The sequence below is a fragment of the Solitalea longa genome, from assembly GCF_002920915.1.
GTDB lineage: Bacteria > Bacteroidota > Bacteroidia > Sphingobacteriales > Sphingobacteriaceae > Solitalea > Solitalea longa.
This window is the reverse complement of record NZ_PQVF01000005.1, coordinates 240,440-262,505: the sequence shown is the minus strand read 5'-3', so window position 1 is coordinate 262,505 and position 22,066 is coordinate 240,440. Positions and strand designations below refer to the sequence as shown.

18 protein-coding genes are annotated in these 22,066 nt (G+C 38.8%); 10 read left to right on the top strand and 8 right to left on the bottom strand.

From position 1 onward, the window contains the following. Position 1 precedes the first annotated feature (1 nt). Together C3K47_RS08600 and C3K47_RS08595 are read left to right on the top strand one after the other, a co-directional pair. Positions 2-1,996 carry a fumarate reductase/succinate dehydrogenase flavoprotein subunit gene (locus tag C3K47_RS08600; protein ID WP_103788715.1) on the top strand — a complete coding sequence of 665 codons (1,995 nt, stop codon included), beginning with the start codon at positions 2-4 and terminating at the stop codon, positions 1,994-1,996. Positions 1,997-2,084: 88 nt separating this feature from the next. Beyond that, positions 2,085-2,843, top strand: coding sequence for a succinate dehydrogenase/fumarate reductase iron-sulfur subunit (locus tag C3K47_RS08595; RefSeq protein ID WP_103788714.1), 759 nt, complete (start codon positions 2,085-2,087; stop codon positions 2,841-2,843). A gap of 69 nt (positions 2,844-2,912) precedes the next feature. Here the strand turns inward: C3K47_RS08595 and C3K47_RS08590 are convergent, their stop codons facing one another. Beyond that, the gene (locus C3K47_RS08590) at positions 2,913-4,253 is read right to left on the bottom strand and encodes a phenylacetate--CoA ligase family protein (protein ID WP_103788713.1); all 1,341 of its coding nucleotides are present in this window, start codon (positions 4,251-4,253) and stop codon (positions 2,913-2,915) included. Position 4,254: 1 nt separating this feature from the next. Continuing rightward, positions 4,255-5,538 carry a lipopolysaccharide biosynthesis protein gene (locus tag C3K47_RS08585; RefSeq protein ID WP_103788712.1) on the bottom strand — a complete coding sequence of 428 codons (1,284 nt, stop codon included), beginning with the start codon at positions 5,536-5,538 and terminating at the stop codon, positions 4,255-4,257. Between the two features lie 451 nt (positions 5,539-5,989). On the opposite strand from C3K47_RS08585, the gene C3K47_RS08580 reads away from it, so the two are divergent. Genes C3K47_RS08580 through C3K47_RS08570 form a run of 3 tightly spaced genes read left to right on the top strand, consistent with a single transcriptional unit; the run spans position 5,990 to position 10,646 of the window. Further along, positions 5,990-7,861 (top strand): CocE/NonD family hydrolase, encoded by a 1,872-nt coding sequence (locus C3K47_RS08580; RefSeq protein ID WP_103788711.1) that lies wholly within the window; start codon positions 5,990-5,992, stop codon positions 7,859-7,861. A gap of 11 nt (positions 7,862-7,872) precedes the next feature. Continuing rightward, positions 7,873-9,228 (top strand): M20/M25/M40 family metallo-hydrolase, encoded by a 1,356-nt coding sequence (locus tag C3K47_RS08575; protein WP_103788710.1) that lies wholly within the window; start codon positions 7,873-7,875, stop codon positions 9,226-9,228. 17 nt (positions 9,229-9,245) lie between these two features. After that, positions 9,246-10,646, top strand: coding sequence for an MBL fold metallo-hydrolase (locus C3K47_RS08570; RefSeq protein WP_103788709.1), 1,401 nt, complete (start codon positions 9,246-9,248; stop codon positions 10,644-10,646). A gap of 48 nt (positions 10,647-10,694) precedes the next feature. Here the strand turns inward: C3K47_RS08570 and C3K47_RS08565 are convergent, their stop codons facing one another. The 6 genes from C3K47_RS08565 to metK all read right to left on the bottom strand — a co-directional run bounded on the left by C3K47_RS08565 (position 10,695) and on the right by metK (position 16,876). Next, positions 10,695-11,444 (bottom strand): head GIN domain-containing protein, encoded by a 750-nt coding sequence (locus tag C3K47_RS08565; protein ID WP_103788708.1) that lies wholly within the window; start codon positions 11,442-11,444, stop codon positions 10,695-10,697. A gap of 136 nt (positions 11,445-11,580) precedes the next feature. Continuing rightward, positions 11,581-12,327, bottom strand: a complete 747-nt coding sequence (locus tag C3K47_RS08560) for a head GIN domain-containing protein (protein WP_103788707.1) — start codon at positions 12,325-12,327, stop codon at positions 11,581-11,583. 69 nt (positions 12,328-12,396) lie between these two features. After that, positions 12,397-14,091 (bottom strand): tetratricopeptide repeat protein, encoded by a 1,695-nt coding sequence (locus C3K47_RS08555; RefSeq protein ID WP_103788706.1) that lies wholly within the window; start codon positions 14,089-14,091, stop codon positions 12,397-12,399. A 159-nt stretch (positions 14,092-14,250) separates the two neighbouring features. Then, positions 14,251-15,009, bottom strand: a complete 759-nt coding sequence (locus C3K47_RS08550) for a lysophospholipid acyltransferase family protein (RefSeq protein WP_103788705.1) — start codon at positions 15,007-15,009, stop codon at positions 14,251-14,253. 6 nt (positions 15,010-15,015) lie between these two features. Beyond that, complete coding sequence (locus C3K47_RS08545) at positions 15,016-15,567, bottom strand: NUDIX domain-containing protein (RefSeq protein ID WP_103788704.1); 552 nt, start codon at positions 15,565-15,567, stop codon at positions 15,016-15,018. Between the two features lie 55 nt (positions 15,568-15,622). Further along, complete coding sequence (gene metK / locus C3K47_RS08540; RefSeq protein WP_103788703.1) at positions 15,623-16,876, bottom strand: methionine adenosyltransferase; 1,254 nt, start codon at positions 16,874-16,876, stop codon at positions 15,623-15,625. Between the two features lie 279 nt (positions 16,877-17,155). Between metK and C3K47_RS08535 the strand changes: the two genes are divergently transcribed. The 5 genes from C3K47_RS08535 (at position 17,156) to C3K47_RS08515 (ending at position 22,050) form a co-directional block, all read left to right on the top strand. Then, a complete protein-coding gene (locus C3K47_RS08535; protein ID WP_103788822.1) occupies positions 17,156-18,046 on the top strand; it encodes a diacylglycerol/lipid kinase family protein in 891 nt (296 codons plus the stop codon). A gap of 16 nt (positions 18,047-18,062) precedes the next feature. Further along, positions 18,063-18,404 (top strand): translation initiation factor, encoded by a 342-nt coding sequence (locus C3K47_RS08530; RefSeq protein WP_103788702.1) that lies wholly within the window; start codon positions 18,063-18,065, stop codon positions 18,402-18,404. A 149-nt stretch (positions 18,405-18,553) separates the two neighbouring features. Then, positions 18,554-20,170: a phosphoenolpyruvate carboxykinase (ATP) gene (pckA, locus tag C3K47_RS08525; protein ID WP_103788701.1), complete on the top strand. Its 1,617-nt coding sequence runs from the start codon at positions 18,554-18,556 to the stop codon at positions 20,168-20,170. 353 nt (positions 20,171-20,523) lie between these two features. Then, positions 20,524-21,360 carry a MotA/TolQ/ExbB proton channel family protein gene (locus tag C3K47_RS08520; RefSeq protein ID WP_103788700.1) on the top strand — a complete coding sequence of 279 codons (837 nt, stop codon included), beginning with the start codon at positions 20,524-20,526 and terminating at the stop codon, positions 21,358-21,360. 69 nt (positions 21,361-21,429) lie between these two features. Then, a complete protein-coding gene (locus C3K47_RS08515; RefSeq protein WP_103788699.1) occupies positions 21,430-22,050 on the top strand; it encodes an ExbD/TolR family protein in 621 nt (206 codons plus the stop codon). The last annotated feature ends 16 nt before the right edge of the window (positions 22,051-22,066 follow it).

Sequence of the window (22,066 nt, the reverse complement as noted above, 5' to 3'; positions counted from 1 at the left end):
TATGGCTTTAGATTCAAAAATACCTGAAGGACCATTGGCGGAAAAATGGAAAAAATACCGTTCAACCGTTCCATTGGTAAACCCTGCAAATAAGCGTAACCTTGAAATTATAGTTGTTGGATCAGGTTTGGCTGGTGCCTCAGCTGCTGCTTCATTGGCAGAGATGGGTTACAAAGTAAAAGTATTCTGCTACCAGGATTCGGCCCGCCGTGCGCACTCAATTGCTGCACAGGGTGGTATCAATGCAGCTAAGAATTATCAAAACGACGGTGATAGTGTTTACCGTTTGTTCTACGATACTATTAAAGGAGGTGATTACCGTGCCCGTGAAGGAAACGTTCATCGTTTGTCGGAGGTAAGTGGTAACATCATCGACCAGTGTGTTGCATCTGGTGTTCCTTTTGCCCGTGAGTACGGAGGATTGTTGAGTAACCGCTCGTTTGGTGGAACTCAGGTTCAACGTACTTTCTATGCTGCCGGACAAACCGGTCAGCAGTTGTTACTGGGTGCTTACTCGGGCTTACAGCGCCAAGTAGGTATGGGTTCAGTTAAAATGTATACCCGTCACGAAATGTTGGACGTGGTAATCATTGACGATAAAGCCCGTGGTATCATTGCACGCGATATGGTAACCGGTAAACTCGAGCGTCATTTCGGACATGCTGTGTTATTATGTACCGGTGGATACGGTAACGTGTTCTTCCTTTCAACCAACGCAATGGGGTGTAACGTTACTGCTGCCTGGAAAGCGCATAAAAAAGGAGCTTTCTTTGGAAATCCTTGTTATACTCAGATTCACCCTACTTGTATTCCAGTTTCAGGAGATCATCAATCGAAACTGACCCTAATGTCGGAATCATTACGTAACGATGGACGTATCTGGGTTCCTAAAAAGCAAGAGGATGCGGAGGCTTTGCGTACCCGCAAAAAAGGCCCTAATGATATAGCTGAAGATGACCGCGATTACTATTTAGAGCGCCGTTATCCAGCTTTTGGTAACCTTGTTCCCCGAGATGTTGCATCGCGTGCCGCTAAAGAGCGTTGTGATGCAGGTTTTGGTGTAAATAACACTGGACAGGCGGTTTATCTTGATTATGCTGCGGCAATTGATCGTTACGGTAAAATTGAAGCCACAAAACAGGGTATTGATGCTTCAGCAGCTAAGATCGTTGAATTAGGCAAGGCGGTTGTTAAAGAGAAATACGGAAACTTGTTCGATATGTACGAACAAATTACCGGGGTAAATCCATACGATGAACCAATGCAAATCTATCCTGCGGTTCACTATACTATGGGAGGTGTTTGGGTTGACTATAACCTGATGACCACCGTTCCAGGTATGTATGCATTAGGTGAAGCCAATTTCTCTGATCATGGTGCAAACCGTTTAGGTGCATCTGCATTGATGCAAGGTTTGGCCGATGGCTATTTTGTAATTCCTTATACAATCGGTGCATATCTTTCAAACGAAATTCGTACAAAAGCCATTTCTACTGATCATCCTGCTTTCGTTGAGGCAGAGAATAATGTAAAGGCTCAGATCGATACTTTATTGAATATTAAAGGCACTAAGACCGTAGATTATTTCCACAAAAAACTTGGTAAGATTATGTGGGATAAATGCGGTATGGCCAGAAATGCGGCGGGCTTAGCGGAAGCTATTTCTGAAATTCAGGCGTTAAAAGCCGAATTCTGGAAGAATGTTCGTGTACCTGGTTCTGCTGATGAGCTTAATCCTGAGTTGGAAAAAGCGGGTCGTGTGGCTGATTTCCTTGAGTTAGGCGAATTAATGTGTAAGGATGCATTAAATCGTAATGAGTCATGCGGAGGCCATTTCCGTGAAGAGTACCAAACCGAAGAAGGGGAGGCAATGCGTGATGATGAAAACTTCGCTTACGTATCTGCCTGGGAGTATAAAGCTGAAAGTAATTGGGAACTTCACAAGGAAGAACTTAAGTACGAGAACATCAAAATTGCTCAACGTAGTTATAAATAATAGATAGCCCTGAACAAAGAGCAAAGACAAAAGATAAAGTCTTTGTTCTTTGCTCTTTATTCTTTGATCATAAAAAATACTCAAAATCATGAGTGAAGGAAATATGAATTTGACGCTGAAAGTTTGGCGCCAAAAAAATCAAAAACAAAAAGGAGAGTTGGTAACCTATCCGGTAAGTAATGTATCACCTGATATGTCTTTCCTTGAAATGTTTGACGTTTTAAATGAAGACTTGGTTGAAAAAGGCCAGGAACCAATTGCATTCGACCATGATTGCCGCGAAGGTATTTGTGGTATGTGTTCGATGTTTATTAACGGACGACCACATGGCCCAAAAGAAGGCATCACTACTTGCCAGCTGCATATGCGCTCTTTTAAAGATGGCGACACTGTAGTTGTTGAGCCGTGGAGAGCTACTGCGTTCCCTGTAATCAAAGACTTAGTGGTTGACCGTTCAGCATTTGACCGCATCATTGCCGCAGGAGGGTTTATTTCAGTAAATACCGGTAATGCACAAGATGCTAATGCGCTTCCAATTGCTAAAGAAGATGCCGACAAATCATTTGAGGCAGCTGCTTGTATTGGATGCGGTGCTTGTGTAGCTACCTGTAAAAATGCTTCGGCAATGTTATTTGTTTCAGCTAAGGTATCTCAATTAGCCTTATTACCACAAGGCCAGCCTGAGCGCTACTCACGTGTTCAAAACATGGTTGAGCAAATGGATAAAGAAGGTTTTGGTAACTGTACCAATACCGGAGCTTGTGAAGTGGAGTGTCCTAAAGGAATTTCTTTAGAGAATATCGCCCGCATGAACAGAGATTATTTGGTAGCAAAAGCTGCTCACTAATAGCGTTTATAAATAAAACAAAGCGGCAGAATTATTTTTCTGCCGCTTTTGTTTTATAGGGGTGTATCGTTATGCGTTTTCTTTTAATATAAATTTATGCTTGTTCCCCCCTTCAACGAAATTGGCATCATAATCAAAATCAATCCTTATGTTACCCAAATTTGATGTAAGTGATTTTCGTATAAAGTTTTCCTGTTCAACATTATACTCGCCACCCCGGTTAATAATGATCTTTAATGAGTCATCTTTTTTATGAATGATCTGGAAGTTTAAAACATCAACCTCTGATATACAGGCTGCTAGCATTATACCCGAGATCAGTTTCCCATTAATCTTCATTACTTCGGTAGTGCGGCCGAGCAACTGTTTAAGCAGCATACGGTTTCCGCCCGTTTTAATATAACTGTCATCAAACTCCCCAATATCTCCAGTATCATACCTAATAAAAGGGAAAGCATAATTATATAAACTGGTAGCCACAATACTCCCTGCCTGATGCAATTGATTTTTACCTGATTTATCAACGCATTCCATTACAGCGCGTTCCGTATCGATCATTAAGCCGGGTATAATTCCATTTTCATAAGCAGATACGCCTCCATCATTTAATCCATATTGGTTATAAACCGTGGTCCTAAAAACTTTTTCGATGTACCGGCGCTGATTATCAAAAAGCACCTCAGCTGTACAGAATATTCCTTTTATAGGTTGAATCCTCACCTTGTCCAACCCTCCCAGATTATCGATGTATTTAGCCAGGATCATTATAGAAGTAGGATAACCTCGTATGAATATGGGTTGTTGATGCTTCAAATTATTGAAGTAAGTATTTAAATCCTCTTCAGTAAGGCCATAGCACGAGGTTTGATAGATGTTTTGCGCAAAATTACCTATTCTCGACCATGCAGTTCTCTTTTTGGCAACCAAGGATCCTCCTCCAAAAAAACTGATCGGATCTCCCGGCACATATCCCGCCAGGCCCCAACCCCGATATAATAAAGCTGTTCCTCTTGAAGCACAATCAATGCTCATCTTGTAGCGTAATGTAAGACCAGTTGAGCCTCCTGTAGTTTTACTTATATATTTCCCTTGTAAATTTTTAGGGCTTAGATCATGAATATGATTTCGAATATCAAGTTTCGTGGAAACGGGGATCTTGTAAAGATCATCAATGGTTTTAATATCGGTAGGATTTACACCGTTTTTATCGAATAGGCTATGGTAATATGGAACTTCTCGATAAGCAAATTCAATTAATTTTTTGAGCTGTTTATTTTGATCAAAAACTAACTCATCGTATGATTTGTTTTGGTTTGTAAGAAACTGATCATACAATGACATTTCTTTTCGTCCAATTGTTTTATAACAAAGACGTAAAAAATTTTCACGTAGTGTTGTTGGAGTTTTCATTTCATTTATTCAAAATAGGTGCTTGTTTTTTAACAAGGTTGATTAGATAGAAAAACAAAAATATGCTATAAAAAAATCCTGCAGCGCTGTATAGTATGATAGAAATGTTGACGCTATGAAAAACTTTATAGCCTATAAAAAGGGCTATGTAACGTATAATTAAAATTAAAACCTCAAAGACCAAGTACTGCTTTTGCTTATTTAATACCGGAATAATTGAAGTGATGGGAGAGTTTAAAAATACCAAAAACAGCCATGGAGTAAGGTATTGTGTGTAAACTCCTGCTTCTTCCCATTGTGCTCCAAAAACAATCCGAAAAATGAACGGCGAAAAAATTCCAAATATCAGGTATGGTCCAATTGCAATAAAAAACAATTTCTTGTAGGTACGGATTACAAGTGAGTAAAGATTTTTTCCTTCATTATTAATTCTTGATGCTTCCTGAAAAAACACCTGTTGCATGCTCATCGTAATCATACTCATAGGCACCTGAATGATACGACTCGCCCAGGAAAATAATCCTGTTGCTGTAATGCTGAAGTATTGGGTAAGTAAAAAAACGGGGAGGCTGCCTGATATGTTATTGACTAAGGAGTTTGGCATTGAATACTTAGGAAAATCGGCATATTCAATGGCGGTTTCTTTCAGTTCCTGTTTGTTAAATTTTAGCTTTTTCCAGTTTTGCCTTTTTAACAATTGAGGAAGGCTGTAAACGGTGCTTGCGATCTGCCCAATTAAGCGCCCCATAACCAGTGCAATTTCACCTAAAAAGCTAAACGCAATTTGAATGAAGGCCATACCTGCACTTTGCCAAACCTTTCCACGGGCCATGGTCGTATAATCGTTCTTACGGTTTAGCCAATAACTTACAATTTGAAACAGGGAAGTGGTAAGTGTTAAAAAGGGAAGTATATAAATAAGATTAGAAGTTTTGCTCAGGCTTAATAATCCTGCAATGGGCTCTTTGAAAAAAAACAAAATCACCACAAATAACACAGTGACAGCAAAGGATAAAATGGTTGATAACCATATTAATTGTTTAGCCTGATGTTCTTCTTTGGGAAGTAAAACGGCCAGTTCATATCTTCCGGTTATTAAGATGGACAGTATGCCCGATGTACTGAAATAGATAGCAAAAATTCCAATATCATCAGGAGTGTATAGACGGGTAAGAATTGGACTGATTAATACAGGAATAGCCTGAGAAATGGCTGTTCCCGACAATAAAGTCAGAAAATTTCTTGAGAATTGAGATCCCTTTGAGAGTTTATTAATTAGATACATACAAGTTTAAACGGTAGAAACAGCTGTTTTAAGAGTTTGCCTTTTCCAAGTGTCCTGTTCTTAGGCAATTATTATGCCTTGTATGGTAGTAAAAGCATATTTCTCGATTTCTTAATAGTTAGATTATCCTGCTAAACAAAAATAGTGTAGATCTTTGCTCTTTTACAATATTTGAGCAGTATATATTACTGTGTATTACGGACTTGATTGCGAAACGGTTGCTCGGTGGAAATAAAAAAAGCAGATTTAACAATCTGCCTTTTCCTATAGTATTACGCTTGAAATTAATTTCAGATTGGAGTATTTCCTTAATGAGTTGAGTTTATAATGATTTGAGGCTTAATTTTTAATTTTTATCTCGATAAATTGATTCGATAGTTGATTTGTCATCTCATTCAGGTTGAATTTTTACGAACAGTGCTATATTTACTTTAAAGAGAAACACAACTATATGAAGAAGATCTATTCACTCATTTTTAGCTTTACTCTAATTGCTTCCATAACCGGGCGGCTCTTTGCGCAGGAAACTGATTCGGCTTTTGTGATAAATCATTACGATAAAAAGGAATGCCAGATTGCGATGCGAGATGGCAAAAAGCTTTTTACTGTAGTTTACTCACCAAAAGATAAGTCAAAGGCTTATCCTTTTTTGCTAAACAGAACGCCTTATTCTGTTGGTCCATATGGAGAAGGGAAGTACAAAACAGCATTAGGCCCATCCTCATTTGCACTGAGAGAAGGCTTCATATTTGTTTACCAGGATGTAAGAGGAAGATTCATGTCGGAAGGCGAGTATGTAAATATTCGCCCACAAATCAAAGACAAGATTTCTTCTTCTGTTGATGAGTCAACAGATACGTATGATACGGTAGACTGGCTCATAAAGAATGTAAAAGGCGGGAATGGCAAAGTTGGTGTTTACGGTATTTCTTACCCGGGGTTTTATTCAACCACGGCTGCCTTGGCTGGACATCCGGCCATTAAAGCGGTTTCACCCCAGGCACCTGTTACTAATTGGTTTTTAGGAGATGACTTCCACCATAATGGAGCTCTTTTCATGTTTGATACGTTTTCTTTTTATTCGGTTTTTGGCTTACCTCGCCCGCAACTGATTAAAGAGTGGCCTCAAGGGTACCAATTTAAATCATCTGACGCTTATGATTTCTATCTTAAAAAGGGGGCCCTAAAAAATCTTGAAAAAGAAGTGTTTAATGGAAATGTGGCTTTTTATAAAGATTTGGTGGCTCATCCAAACTATGATGCTTTTTGGAAAGCACGTGACATTCGCCAGCATTTAAAAGGCATCAAGCCAGCTATGCTGGTTGTTGGCGGTTTTTTCGATGCCGAAGATTGCTGGGGCACTTTAGAAACGTATAAATCAATCGAAAAAAATAATCCTAAAATTACCAATACCTTGGTTATGGGGCCATGGTTCCATGGCGGATGGGCCCGTAGTGATGGTTCTTATTTTGGTGATATTAAATTCGGTTCAACAACAAGTACCTGGTACCAGCAAAACATAGAACTTCCATTCTTTTTATATTATTTGAAAGGACAGGGGAATCCTGATATTCCCGAAGCTTTAACATTTGATATAGGTGCCGATAGTTGGAAGAAACATTCGGCATGGCCTCCTGCAGAGGCAAAAGAAAAAACGCTTTATTTCAGAGCTAAAGGAAAATTGTCTTTTGACGCACCAAAAGAAACGACTGGGGCAGACACTTATATCAGTGATCCAGAAAAACCGGTGCCCTACCAAGATGGTATAGCAATGAATCGTTCGCGTGAGTATATGATAGATGATCAGCGTTTTGCCAGCCGTAGGCCTGACGTATTAGTTTACGAAACAGATGTTCTTGATAAGGAAATTACCCTTGCAGGTCCGCTGAATGCCAATCTTTTTGTATCTACTACCGGAACCGATGCAGATTTTATCGTAAAACTAATAGATGTTTATCCCGATAGTTTGAACAGCTATGTATTGAACAAGAAAGAAGTTAAAATTGGCGGATATCAAATGTTGCTGCGTGCTGAAGTAATGCGCGCCAAGTATCGCAATAGTTATGAAAAACCTGAAGCATTAACACCTGGAAAAACAGAACAGGTAAAGTTTTATCTACCTGATGTAATGCACACCTTCCGCAAAGGGCATAAGATAATGATCCAGGTTCAAAGCACATGGTTTCCTTTGGTCGACCGCAATCCGCAGAAATTCGTAGAGAATATTTATGAAGCAAATGATCATGATTTTCAAAAAGCAGAGATTAAAATTCTGCGTCAATCTGATGCTGCCTCTTCCTTAAAAGTTAACGTTTTAGAATAATATAGATTGATATGAAAAAGTGTATTGTGGCCGTTTTTTGCCTTTTTGTAACCTATTCTAATACGTTTTCACAGGTAATTATTAACCGGGATCCGGAGATTAAATCAATTGTTGATGAACTGTCTTCTGAAAACTTGAAAGCCTTAAACATTAAATTGGTGTCTTTCAAAACTCGCCATACATTTAGTGACACGTTATCAAAAACCACTGGCATAGGAGCGGCCCGAAACTGGATATTTTCTGAATTTACCAAATACAGCAAAGAAAGTGGCAGCCGGTTAAAAGTTGAATTTGATTCATTTGCTGTAGAGCCTGATGGCGGCCGTGTGACTAAGAAAACAACCATTAAAAATGTGCTGGCAATTCTTCCAGGAGTTGATACCAGCGATAAACGTGTTTTTATTGTTACTGGGCATTTTGATTCAAGGGCTTCGGATGTGAATAACGATACCATTACAGCTCCGGGTGCAAACGACGACGGCTCAGGAACCGTTGCGGTTATGGAGTTAGCCAGAGTAATGAGTAAACATAAGTTTAGCGCCACCATCATTTTTGCCTGTGTTACAGGTGAGGAGCAAGGCTTATTAGGAGCCGGGAATCTCGCAAAAAGGGCATTGGCCGAAAATTGGCAGGTGAAAGGCATGATCACTAATGATATTGTAGGCAATAGTTACGGTATCGAAACCGATCTTAAAGATAATTTGAAGTTACGCGTATTTAGTGAAGGAGTCCCGGCAACAGAAACCGGACCGATGACCTTGGTTCGCCAGCAAACAGGAGGGGAGAATGATAGTCCGGCAAGGCAGTTTGCCCGTTATGTAAAGGAAGTGGCTGAACGCTATGTGGAAAATATGGAGGTGAAGCTGATTTATAGACGCGATCGCTACTTACGCGGTGGTGACCATATCCCTTTCAGTAATCAGGGTTTTGCTGCTATACGTTTTACCGAAATGAACGAGAACTTCGATCGCCAACATCAAAATATAAGAACTGAAGGGGGTAAGGATTATGGCGATTTAACAGATTTTGTCGATTTTAATTATTTAAAAAAGGTAGCGGGTGTAAATGCAGCCACATTGGCTAATGTGGCCTTTGCCCCTCAGGAACCGAGGAACGTAAATATTTTAACAAAAGAACTGACTAACTTTACTGATCTGGTTTGGGGAGCCCCGGCAGGGAAGAAACCTAAGGGTTATTATGTTTTAATAAGAGAAACCACAGATGCGTTTTGGACAAAGAAGATTTTTGTAACAGATGCCAAAGTTAGATTGCCTTATTCAAAAGACAATTATTTCTTTGCCGTTCAATCCGTTGATGAGAATGGACATGAAAGCTTAGCGGTGTTTCCAAAACCACTTCGTCAATAAACTTAATTCTTTCTACTATGAACATTACGTTTCATGGTGCAGCGCAAAACGTAACAGGCAGCAAGCACCTCATAAAAACCAGTAACGGAAAGCAGATATTGCTTGATTGCGGTATGTTCCAGGGAGGTGGTGCAGAAACCGAGGTGTTAAATAAGCACTTTGGATTCAATCCGAGCGAGGTTGATGTGCTCATTTTGTCACATGCACATATTGATCACTGCGGTTTAATTCCACGGTTGGTCCATGAAGGTTTTTCGGGTAAGATTTATTGCACTCCGGCCACCATTGATCTAGCTCGTTTATTGTTGCAGGATTCAGCCAGGATTCAAAAATCGGATATCGACTTTCTGAATAAACGTCGTAAAAGACAGGGTAAGTCTATTTTGTTTCCGCTGTATACCTTGCAAGATGTCGAAGAATGTTACGAGCGCTTTGTTCCTGTTCAGTATAACAGGTGGACAAGAATTGATAATGAACTGGAAGTATTATTTACCGATGCGGGCCATATTATAGGCAGTGCGGCTGTTCACTTGATTATACACGAAGGGGATAAGTCAACCCGGATTTCCTTTAGCGGGGATGTAGGGCGTTATGAGGCGGATATATTACGATCACCAGCAGTTTTTCCCCAGGCAGATTATGTTATTCTCGAATCTACTTACGGCAACTCTTTGCATTTAGATGTGGCACCAACTGAAAGGGAGCTCTTAAAGTATATTAAAAGAACTTGTGTCGAAAAGAAAGGAAAACTCGTTATCCCTGCATTTAGCGTTGGGCGAACACAGGAATTGTTGTATTTGTTAAACAATCTCGAAAATTTGCAGGAATTGCCCGAGGTTAAGGTATATGTGGATAGTCCTTTATCTGAAAAAACTACCAGGATTATAAAAAGCTATCCCGAATATTTTAATAGCGATGTGGAACAAACGCTGAAGTTCGACAGGGATCCTTTTGATTTTAAGGGCTTGCATTTTATTGAGGATATAGAAGAGTCGAAGGCGCTGAACTATAGTGAAGAACCATGTATCATTATTTCCGCTTCAGGAATGGCTGAAGCGGGCAGGGTGAAGCACCATATCGCTAATACCATTAGCGATCCAAAGAACACAATTTTATTAGTAGGATATTGTGAGTCGAGCTCCTTGGGCGGACGATTGCTTAACAGGCCTGACGTTGTTCATATTTTCGGAACAAAATATTTTGTTAGGGCAGAAATTGGCAAGATCGATTCATTAAGTGCTCATGGCGATTATAAAGATCTTTCCAGGTTCATTTCTTGTCAGGATGCTTCAAAGGTTAAAACAGTGTTTTTAGTGCATGGCGAATATGATGTACAGCAAGAATTTAAAGAAAAACTCCAGCTCCAGGGTTTTCAAAATGTTGAAATTCCTTATCGACATCAACAATTTCAGCTATAATAAGAAAAGCGGCTTTCGGCCGCTTTTCTTATTATAGGTAGTTGAAAATTAATGTGCCGAAACTTCGCCTCCGCTTGAAGAATTTTTGCTTACTATTTTTGGATTGCCTTTATAGTTAATATGGCTCCCACTGCTCGAGTTAGCCGTTAGTTGTTTGCTTACGCTTATATCGACGTTAGAACCACTACTCGATTGGGCAGAGCAAGTCTCTGTTAACAGGCGAAAAGCGTTTACATTGCTGCCACTTGAAGTTTGAATTGAAAAGTTTTTTGTGCTGCCAATTAATTCCATCTGCGAGCCACTTGAAGATTCGCAGGTAAGCTCGTTTGAGTCGCCCTCAAGTTTTATATAAGAACCGGAATGGGTTTTAACAGTTAATTTATCAGCTTTTATTTTTGAGGTTGTATAAATATTTGCTCCACTGTGGGCAATTAGAGAATTTACTTCTTTAATGGTAACATATACTTTAAAAACTTCATTGTTATTTGACCATCCCGACCAAAACCATCCTGTTCTTTCAACATAAATGTCTAAAACACCATTTTTTACTTCCGTTTTTAATCGTTTTAACCCATCCTCTGAGCCCGTCACACTAACCTTCTCAGCGGCTCCTTGTGTAATATATACCTGAACGCCATTGTGCGCTTGTATTCCTAAGTAACCAGAAACGCTTCTGGTTTCGGTTTTGTTGGCACCAATCTCGATTGTATGTCTATTGGCTGCGAAAGAGTTAACGAATGAAATTTGTAAAGTGCAAAGCACGGTTAAAACAATTATTGCTTTTTTAGTGATATTCATATGAGTAGTTGGTTTTAGTTTGAAAATAAGACGACAGAAGGTGTCGCTTGGTTACAGTAATCAAGCCTAAATAAAAAACGAAAAGATGGCTGATTGGGCCACCTTTCCTGTTATATGTTGATGAAGGTTATTTTGTTTATTGAGCAGAAATATCGCCACCGCTCGATTCGTTTTTCACCACCTTTTGAGGTTTTCCTTTATAGGTAACATCACCACCGCTGCTTGCGTCTGCTGTTAATTGTTTTGTAACTGTAACATCGATATCCGAGCCACTGCTTGCATTTGCTACGCACACCTCGGTGGTTAAATGAAATGCATTAACATCACTTCCGCTAGATGCCTGAACATTGAACGATTTGGCAATACCACTGAGCTCAGCATCACTGCCACTGGATGTTTCACAAATCAAATCTCTTACATCCAAATCCAGTTTAAGGTCCGAGCCTGATGACGATTGGGCAAAAAGCTTATCTGCCTTTAATCGGTTAGTAGTGGAAACATCAGAGCCACTGTTGGCAACAATGGCGTCCAACGTTTTAACTGTTAAATATACTTTGCGCGTTTCATTGCCCCACGACCAACTGTCTTTTCCAGTTTTATCTACATAAATTTCTAATATTCCATTGTTTACCACCGTTTTTATTTTGCCAATAATATTGCTGCTGGCCGTTACAGTAACTTTTTCACTTGTACCCTGGGTAATAAACACATCAATTCCGGTACTTACATTAATTCCATGGAAACCGGTAACCTTTCTGGTTTCGGTAACAACATCTCTGGTTTCTTTATTTGATTTAATGTCAGTGGCATATAGTATAGTTGATGAGCCAATTAAAACGGCCGATAAAGCCAGAGCGGTAAGAGTTTTTTCTATTAATTTCATAATAAGGGTAAATAAGTTCTTCTATCAGACGGATTAATTATTAAAGATGTTGCACATCGATAAAGTTTTTTACAATCGGGAGTTTTTTAAAGTTATATCAGCATTTTTAAAAGCTTTATCAAACCTCTTTTTTACAACCGCCGATTCGTTGGTTTTCTGTTGAGCTGTTAAGGCATTGTATAAACCTATCAACGACCATCCGTTTTCAGGATATTGTTTTAAGGCTGCATTATAGATCGACTCGGCTTCTTTAGCTCTGCCAGCCTCCACTAATACCGCCCCATAATTATTTTTAACGGGATTTGGCCAATCTGAAGGTTCGCCATAAAAAAGAGTTTCTTCCTGTTTCACCGCCTTTTGAAGAGGGATGAGTGCTTTTGGATAATCTTTCTTAGCGGCGTAAAACTCGCCCTCCAATACGTTTGCGGCGATTTCCAATAGTCTTTTAATGGTATTAGTTTGCCATACTACAGTTGTATCTGCCTCTTTTCTTGAAATAATACCAAGTAATGCCGCGTGATGTTTTAGTACACTGTCGAGTTGGTTTGTTCTTACATACGCCATTCCAACCGCGTAATGATAAATACCTCTTAAAAGGAGTTGTTTCCTGGCAGGTTCCTTTTGTTTAAGTATTTCATTCCACTTGCCGAACCTTACCATCGCATACAAAGGAGATGCATAAAGGTTTTGTGACGATCCACCGTATAAAGGGTCATTCAATGCCTCAAACGGAATGCTTTCTTTTACCTTTTCTGCATACAGCAAGGCCTCTTTACTATTGCCTTCAAGCGTAAGCGTGGTATATAAAAAATGAATATTATGCTCGGGGTAAGCCACACTTTGCATTCCATTTTTTAGGCTTTTAGCGTCTATGTCTATTGCCTGTTTATTTACAAGAGATCCGTCGGCATATTCGCCGATATGAATGTAAATATGGGAAGGCATATGAACCAAATGGCCAGCTTCAGGAGCAAGGCTTCTTAGCTTTGACGCCGAACCCAAAGCCTTGGCCGGCATCGGAGAAGCTTCCAGTGCATGGACATAGAAATGATTAGCACCAATATGAGCAGGGTTTATAGCTATCGCCTTCTCAAGCGTTGAAACTATTTCCTGGGTCCAAGGCTGAGGTTCGCCATTGCTTTTCCAAAAGTTCCAAGGGTGCAGATCCATTAATGCTTCTGCACATAATGCTAATGCATCTGCATCGTTGGGGTATTCTTTTATAAGGACTCTCATTGCCGAGGCATACGCATTATCCAGTTCTACCCTTTTTCCGGGCTTCTCGGTGTATCTTTTTGATAATGCTTTAATAAACGCTTTTTCTTTAGGCGATGATTTTTCACTTAACCGGATGGCTCGTTGGATTAATTGAAAAGTTGTCAGCGTTTTTGAATCATCCATAGGCATATTTATGTTTGGGCCAAGACAAAGCGCCTGTCCCCAATATGCCAAAGCAAGCGAAGAGTCAAGACGCGCGGCCTCCCTAAATGAGCGGTAAGCCTCCGGATGATTAAAGGCGTAATATAATTTGAAGCCTTGATCAATATACTTTGAAGCAATCTCATTTTTTGAACTTACGGGAAAATGGTAGTCCCCTAAACCTAAATAAAGAATAGGGGGAACTGAATCAATTAAAGTGAGATTAGTATTTGCAGAACCATAACAAAATGGAATTGTACTTTTCACAGGTTCTTTAGGCAAAACCGTTTTTTTTGCACCCGAAAATAAGAGTGCCAGGGGTAGAATTAATAAGTAGGGTTTCATTAGTGCTTTATTGATTAATTTAAATTAATAAAACATAATGATATTCAGTTGATTAATCATCTAGGTTAGTCACGCACTTCTAGTATCTAATAAAAAATGCGGAACATAATGCCCCGCATTTAAAATTTATCATTAAATATCTTTACTGTTTAAGCGTTACTAAAGTATTTGGGAGTTTATTTTGATTTGCTCCAGCTCTGTTTTCACTGCAGTTTCGGCTTCAAGAACCACATCTTCAATTTCCCGATCTTTCGACTCTATTCCTGGCAAGATTGTCCAGCTAACATTTTCAAACGCAGAAAGAGGGTATTTGCCATATTGATTAACCTTCCAGTTATTTTTAATGGCAATAGGCACTATTAAAGCATTGGGTGCTTTTTTAAGCAAAATGTTGATACCTCCAATTGCAAAGCGTTTCATTTCTCCGGTTTTAGAACGAGTCCCTTCCGGAAATATGGCTACCGAATAATTATGACTCGAGATCAGTTTGCCCAATTTGGCAATTTCTGTAAGCGCCTGTTTCGAATCTTTACGATTAATCAACGCCGCTCCACTATGTCTCAGGTTGTAGGAAATACTTGGAATACCTTTGCCCAGTTCAATTTTTGAAACAAATTTCGGATAATACTTTCTCAGGAACCAAATAATGCCCGGTATGTCAAACATGCTTTGGTGGTTGGCGGTGAAAATTATAGGCCTGTCTTTTGGTGGTGTAAATTTAAAATTAACACTGATGCGCGTGCCCAAAATCAACATACAGTACAATAAGAAAAAGTTAAGGATGTCAACCGATTTTTTATGGGCATTCTTTCCAAAAACCTTCAATGCAATTACCTGGATTATATGAAATACAACCAGGAATAAACCAAAAACAAGATAAAATAGGGGAGATAATATATATCCGAAGAACTTCTTCATTTTCTTTTATTTAGAGATCAATAGTAATTTAAGCCGATACAGCGCAGTAATCGTGATAGCGTCAGTAATTTCACCGTTGAATACCATTTGAAGGGCTTCCTCAAATGGAATCTTTTTAATACTTAGCTGTTCCGTTTCTTCAGGTTCGGCCTCATGTTGTGATAATCCGGTGGCGAGATAAATTAAGGCTTTTTCAGTAGTAACAGAGTTCGAAAGGTACATCTCTTGTAACAGCTCCCAGTTTTCAGCTTTTAGGCCGGTTTCTTCCAATAATTCTCTTTGAGCCGATTTGATTGGGTCAATATTAAGCGGCCCTCCGCCTTCTGGGATCTCCCAGCTGTAAGAATTGGTTGCATAGCGATACTGACCTACAAGCCAAATATTTCCCTCAGTATCATAAGGAATAATACCAATCGCGTAATTCTTAAAAGATACTACGCCGTAAATACCATTTCCACCAGAGGGATTAATGACTTTGTGTTCAGTAAGATTGATCCACGGATTATCATACAGTTCAGTTGAACTGAGGGTTGTCCATGGGTTTTCCTGATTTTGCATGGGGGCAAAAATAGCAAAAAAAAATCCTCCCGAATTTCGAGAGGATTTTAAGGTTTTATAAGCCGAAGGCTTGTTTTATTTTATCTACGAAATCGAGTTTTTCCCAGGTAAACAATTCAACTTCTTTAGTTAGCGTTTGACCGCCAGGCAAAGAGAACGTTTTCGAAACAAATTCATTTTTACGACCCATATGTCCGTAAGCGGCAGTTTCCTGGTAAATCGGATTTCTAAGCTTTAAGCGGGTTTCAATGAAATAAGGACGCATGTCAAAGATTTCGCTTAGCTTTTGAGCAATTTCGCCATCCGTTAAACCAACTTTAGAGGAGCCATAAGTATTAACATATAATCCCATTGGTTTTGCAACACCAATAGCATACGAAACCTGAACCAAAGCCTCCTCACAAACACCTGATGCAACCAGATTTTTCGCAATGTGACGGGTTGCATAAGCAGCCGAACGATCAACTTTTGAAGGATCTTTGCCCGAAAACGCACCACCGCCGTGAGCTCCTTTGCCACCGTAGGTATCTACAATAATTTTACGACCTGTTAAGCCGGTATCACCGTGAGGTCCTCCAATTACAAATTTGCCGGTCGGGTTAATATGGTAATTAATATTTTCGTTAAACAGGGCTTGAATTTCTTGTTTTTGTTTAGCCTTGATTCTAGGAATTAAAATATTAATGATGTCCGATTTGATCTTTTTCGCCATGACCTCTTCTGTATCAAATTCATCATGCTGTGTTGATACGACGATAGCATCGATTCGAATTGGTTTATGGTCATCAGAGTATTCAATGGTCACCTGCGATTTTGCATCCGGGCGTAAATAAGAGATTTCCTTATTTTCTCTGCGTAATGCTGCAAGTTCAATTAAAAGCTGGTGGGCAAGATCAAGTGCTAGAGGCATGTAGTTTTCAGTTTCGTTGGTGGCGTAACCGAACATCATTCCCTGGTCGCCAGCACCCTGATCTTCAGGGTTCTTACGTTCAACACCTTGATTGATATCGCTTGATTGCTCATGAATAGCTGAAAGTACACCACATGAATTAGCTTCAAACATATATTCACTTTTGGTATAGCCAATTTTGCGAATAACGTCGCGGGTTATCTGCTGTACATCTAAATAGGTTTTCGATTTTACTTCTCCTGCTAGAACAACCTGTCCTGTAGTAACGAGGGTTTCACATGCAACCTTTGAATCGGGGTCAAAAGCGAGAAAGTTATCAATTAAAGCGTCAGATATCTGATCCGCTACTTTATCCGGATGTCCTTCTGAAACCGACTCCGAAGTGAATAAATAAGCCATATACTTCTAAAAATCTATTGTGATAAATGGGAAAATAGGGATGTTTGATGCAGGTTAACGCAGAAATAATGTTTTAGCATTTTTTTTACGTGGTTGCAAGCAATCAAATCAATCCACTTAACTGCGCAAAAGTAATAATTATTTTATTTTCGATAAATTAATTAAAAAATATCAATTCTATAGAAATTATATTTTAGTTAATGATGTCTTAAAAAAGACTTTACAAAGCATTGTTAAATTTCTGCATCTTTGCAGTTGCGGTTTATTGCATTGTTAATTGTGAGAAAGAACATCCTATTTGTTATTAACCCTATTTCGGGTGGAAAAAGCAAGGAAAGAATAGAGCAGCTTATTATTGATCATCTTGATCATAATCAGTACGACTATGAAATGGCATATTCAAATGCAGTGGATCATGCTCGTAAGCTATCAAAGTCGGCAGTTCACTTGGGCTTTGATGTGGTTGTAGCAGTTGGTGGCGATGGAACCGTTAACGAAGTGGCACGAGGCATAATGAGTATTAACGCCGATGTGGCTTTGGGAATTATTCCTTTTGGCTCGGGAAATGGCCTGGCTCTTCATCTTGGTATCCCCACAAATCCTAGAAAAGCGATCGAAACACTTAATCATAACAAGATAAAAGTAATTGATTCGGCTATTTTAAATGATGTACCGTTTTTTAACACTGCAGGTGTTGGCTTCGATGCGCATATAAGCGCTCTTTTTGCCAACAATAAAAAGAGAGGATTTTCTGGGTATGTAAAATCGGTTTTAAAAGAATTCAAAAAATATAAGTCCCAGGAGTATGAATTGACCATAGACGGGGAAAAGTATTTCAGAAAAGCTTTTATGATCAGTTTTGCGAATTCAACTCAATTTGGCAATAATGCCCAAATAGCCCCTTTGGCCGATATTTCTGATGGATGGTTAGATGTTTCGGTAGTTAAACCATTCCCTGCTTATCAGTTTCCGGCACTTGCCTGGCGATTAATGTCAGGTACTGCACATCATTCATCGTATGTTGAAATTATAAAAGCCAAAGAAATAATAGTACAACGAAAAGAAAACGGAGCAGTACACTTGGATGGAGAGCCTCGCGAATTAAATGGCCAACTTGATATTAAAATAAGGCCTGCATCTATGAAAGTACTAGTGCCTTTAACTAAATAACACCAAACCAAACTTTATGTCGAAGAAGAAAAATATTTCAGGAATTATGTATTCTACTGATCCTGAGTTTCAATATCAATATGAAGAAAGTGAAATTCGGGACACATTGCCTCCTAATAAGCAGGATTTAAGAGTTCAACTTGATAAAAAACAACGTGGGGGTAAGGCTGTAACACTTGTTACAGGTTTTATAGGAACAACCAGTGACTTGGAAGAATTAGGGAAAATGCTGAAGACGAAATGCGGTGTTGGCGGCAGTGTAAAAAATGGTGAAATACTTGTTCAAGGCGATTTTCGCGACCGGATTTTAACCATTTTGCAGTCATTAAATTATAAAATAAAAAAAATTGGTGGTTAATTTTTTTAAGTATTTCTTTGCCTATTTCATTTAAACCTCGTTTTTAATAGTGTAATTTAAACGCTATCCATCAACAGGAATCGCCCTTTATTTGCCTTTTCAGGCTATTTTACTCACTTTTGCAGTACCAATCAATCAAATTAATTTTTATGGAGAATGAATTAGGATTCAAGGCTCCGGACGCTACATTATTAACTATTGGTTTAGGTAATGTAGCCGCCGCCTATTGGAACTTAACACCAGCAGAGTTAGTAGAAGAAGCTATTTGTCGCGGCGAAGGACATTTAGTTGATTCAGGCGCGTTATCAATTGACACCGGTGAATTTACCGGACGCTCACCTAAGGACCGTTTTATAGTTTGTGATGATATTACCAGGGACGCCGTTTGGTGGGGTGATATCAATATCAAATTTGAGCCGGCAAAATTCGATCAGCTTTTACACCGTATGCAGGCTTATTTAGGCGGCAAAGAAGTTTTTGTTCGCGATGCATATGCATGTGCTGATCAAAATCACCAATTAAATATTCGGGTTGTAACTGAAACAGCTTATCAAAGCTTATTTGCCAACAACCTCTTCCTACGCCCTACTAAGGAAGAAATCGCCACTTTTACTCCTGAGTGGACTATTATTGCTGCTCCTGGGTTTAAGGCCGATCCGGCGATTGATGGAACTCGCCAGCACAATTTTGCAATAATGAATTTTACTCGTAAGATGATCATTATTGGTGGCACTGGATACACCGGTGAAATTAAAAAGGGTATTTTCTCTGCATTAAATTTTATCCTGCCTCATCAAAAACAAGTGCTTTCAATGCATTGCTCAGCGAATATTGGTAAGGATGGTGATACTGCAATTTTCTTCGGATTATCGGGGACTGGAAAAACCACTTTATCTGCTGACCCTGAACGTGCACTTATTGGCGACGATGAGCATGGTTGGGCTACTGATTCTGTGTTTAATTTTGAAGGCGGGTGCTATGCTAAGTGTGTTGACCTTACCGCTGAAAAAGAACCTCAGATTTTCAATGCAATAAAATTCGGTTCTTTATTAGAAAATATTCGTTGTTACGCCGGCACATCAACCGTAGATTTTTCAAATATTGATGTTACCGAAAACACAAGGGTTTCTTATCCTATTAATTATATAGCAAACGCTGTTAATCCGTCTATTGGAACAGCGCCTAAAAATATTTTCTTTTTAACTGCCGATGCTTTTGGTGTATTGCCGCCGATCTCAAGATTAACGAAATCGCAGGCTATGTTCCACTTTATCTCAGGCTATACGGCTAAAGTTGCAGGAACTGAAGCTGGTGTTACTGAGCCGCAGGCAACATTTTCAGCAGGATTTGGCAAGGCTTTTCTTCCACTGCATCCTACTCAATATGCTAATTTGTTAGGCAAGAAAATGGATGAGCACAATGTGAATGTATGGCTTATTAATACTGGTTGGACAGGTGGTCCTTATGGTGTTGGATCAAGAATGAAACTTTCATATACACGTGCTATGATTTCAGCTGCACTAAAAGGAGAGTTGAATAATGTGGAATATATTAAAGACTCCATCTTTGGATTGAATATGCCGTCTGCTTGTCCAAATGTGCCTTCAGAGGTTTTGAATCCTCGAAATACATGGGAAAACAAAGAAGCGTATGATCAAAAGGCAAATGACCTTGCACAACGTTTCATCAAAAACTTTGAACAGTTTGCTGATTGTGCAAGTGATGAAATGAAAGATGCTCTGCCTAAAATGTCAGTTCAAGTTTAATTTTTATAATAGTTTGTGTTTGCAATTAGTCCCAACTTCGGTTGGGACTTTTTTTTTGAAATAAATTATGGAAATTTAATCAGCTGAGCATCATAAGAATAATTGTTAAAGCTTGATATCTTCAATAATGTTTTTAATCTTAAGGGCGGAAAACTATTTATTATTGATTTAAGTCAAGGTGGAAGAATTAAATTTTGACAGGGATTACTTTGGTCAATATTAAATAATTAAGATTCGTTGAAAAAAAATTTTTTATTATCGAAAAACTAATATTTTTGCAAACGCTCAAAAAATAATGTAGCATAATTGAAACTTAATTAAGTGATTTAAGATTAATTAAATTTTTTTAAAAAATGGCAAACGCAGCACAACAAACAGCTAAGAAAGTAGAGAACGCTAAGTTCAATTCAAATTTTGCGGCTTGGGTAATCCCTACTTGTATTTTAGTAGGTATTTTGATTTTCAAATTTATTTTAGGTAGCCCGTCAAATTTTGAGGGTGGTGTAGTAGGTGGACATCCTATAGCAGAAGGTGCTGGTCACTATTTAGGCCTTATCTACATGGGTGGTGTGGTTGTACCAATCTTATTATCATTGGTATTGATCAACCTAACAATTGCAATTGAGCGCTTTATTACAATCTCTGCAGCTTCAGGTAAAGGTTCTGCTCAGGCATTCGTTGCAAAAGTTCGTTCATTATTGAACGCAGGTAACGTTGAAGCCGCTATTAAAGAGTGCGACATTCAAAAAGGTTCGGTAGCAAACGTAGTAAAAGCAACTTTGGTTAAATACAAAGAAATGGAAACTGCAACCGGTATGGATGTTGACCAGAAAGTATTAGCTATTCAAAAAGAGGTTGAAGAGTCAACAACTCTTGAATTGCCAATGTTAGAGAAAAACTTGGTGATCACTGCTACTTTAGCATCAGTATCAACTTTATTCGCTCTATTAGGTACCGTATTAGGTATGATCAAAGCATTCTCGGCTTTAGGTAATGCAGGTGCTCCTGACTCAGCTGCACTTGCGGTAGGTATCTCTGAAGCACTTATCAACACTGCATTAGGTATTGGTAACTCTGCAATTGCTGCAGTATTCTATGCTTACTTCACGACTCGTATCGATACTATTACTTATGCTATTGATGAGGCTGGTTACAGCATCATTCAAAACTTCGCAGCTAAACACAAGTAAGATTTTGCTTGTGTATTAGTCTGACTGATAGATAATTAATAGATATATTATACGTTAATAATAAGATAGATGGGAAAAGTTAAAGTTCCGCGCAAGAGTACGTGGGTGGATATGACGGCAATGACCGATGTGGCTTTCTTGTTGTTGACCTTCTTTATGTTGGCAACTCAATTTAAGCCAGAGGAAGCTATTGTAGTTGACACTCCGTCTTCTATTTCGGAAATAAAACTTCCTGATACCAAAGTAATTTTAATTTCTGTGGATAAAACAGGAAAGATATTCTTTGGATTAGAAGGAACGGAATTTAGAAAAGCCCTATTGGATAATATCGCGTCTAAAAGGCAATTGTCTTTTACTCCTGCGGAAAAAGAAGAGTTTTCGAAGTTAGCTAACTTCGGCGCTCCTCTGAATGAATTGAAAAGTTACCTTGCAATGAGCAAAGATCAACGTAAGAAATACAATGAAGAAACAAAAGGTATTCCTTGCGACTCTACTCAAAATGCAACCAATGAATTGAAAGATTGGGTTATTGAATCGCGTCGTGTTACTAATAGTACTGCAGTTATTGCTATTAAAGGCGACCGTGACTCTAACTATCCAGTCGTAAAAAATATCATTGCAACATTACAGGCTCAAAAGGCTAACCGTTTCAATTTTATTACCAATATGGAACAAGCTCCTAATTTATAACCTTTTAAAGAAATTT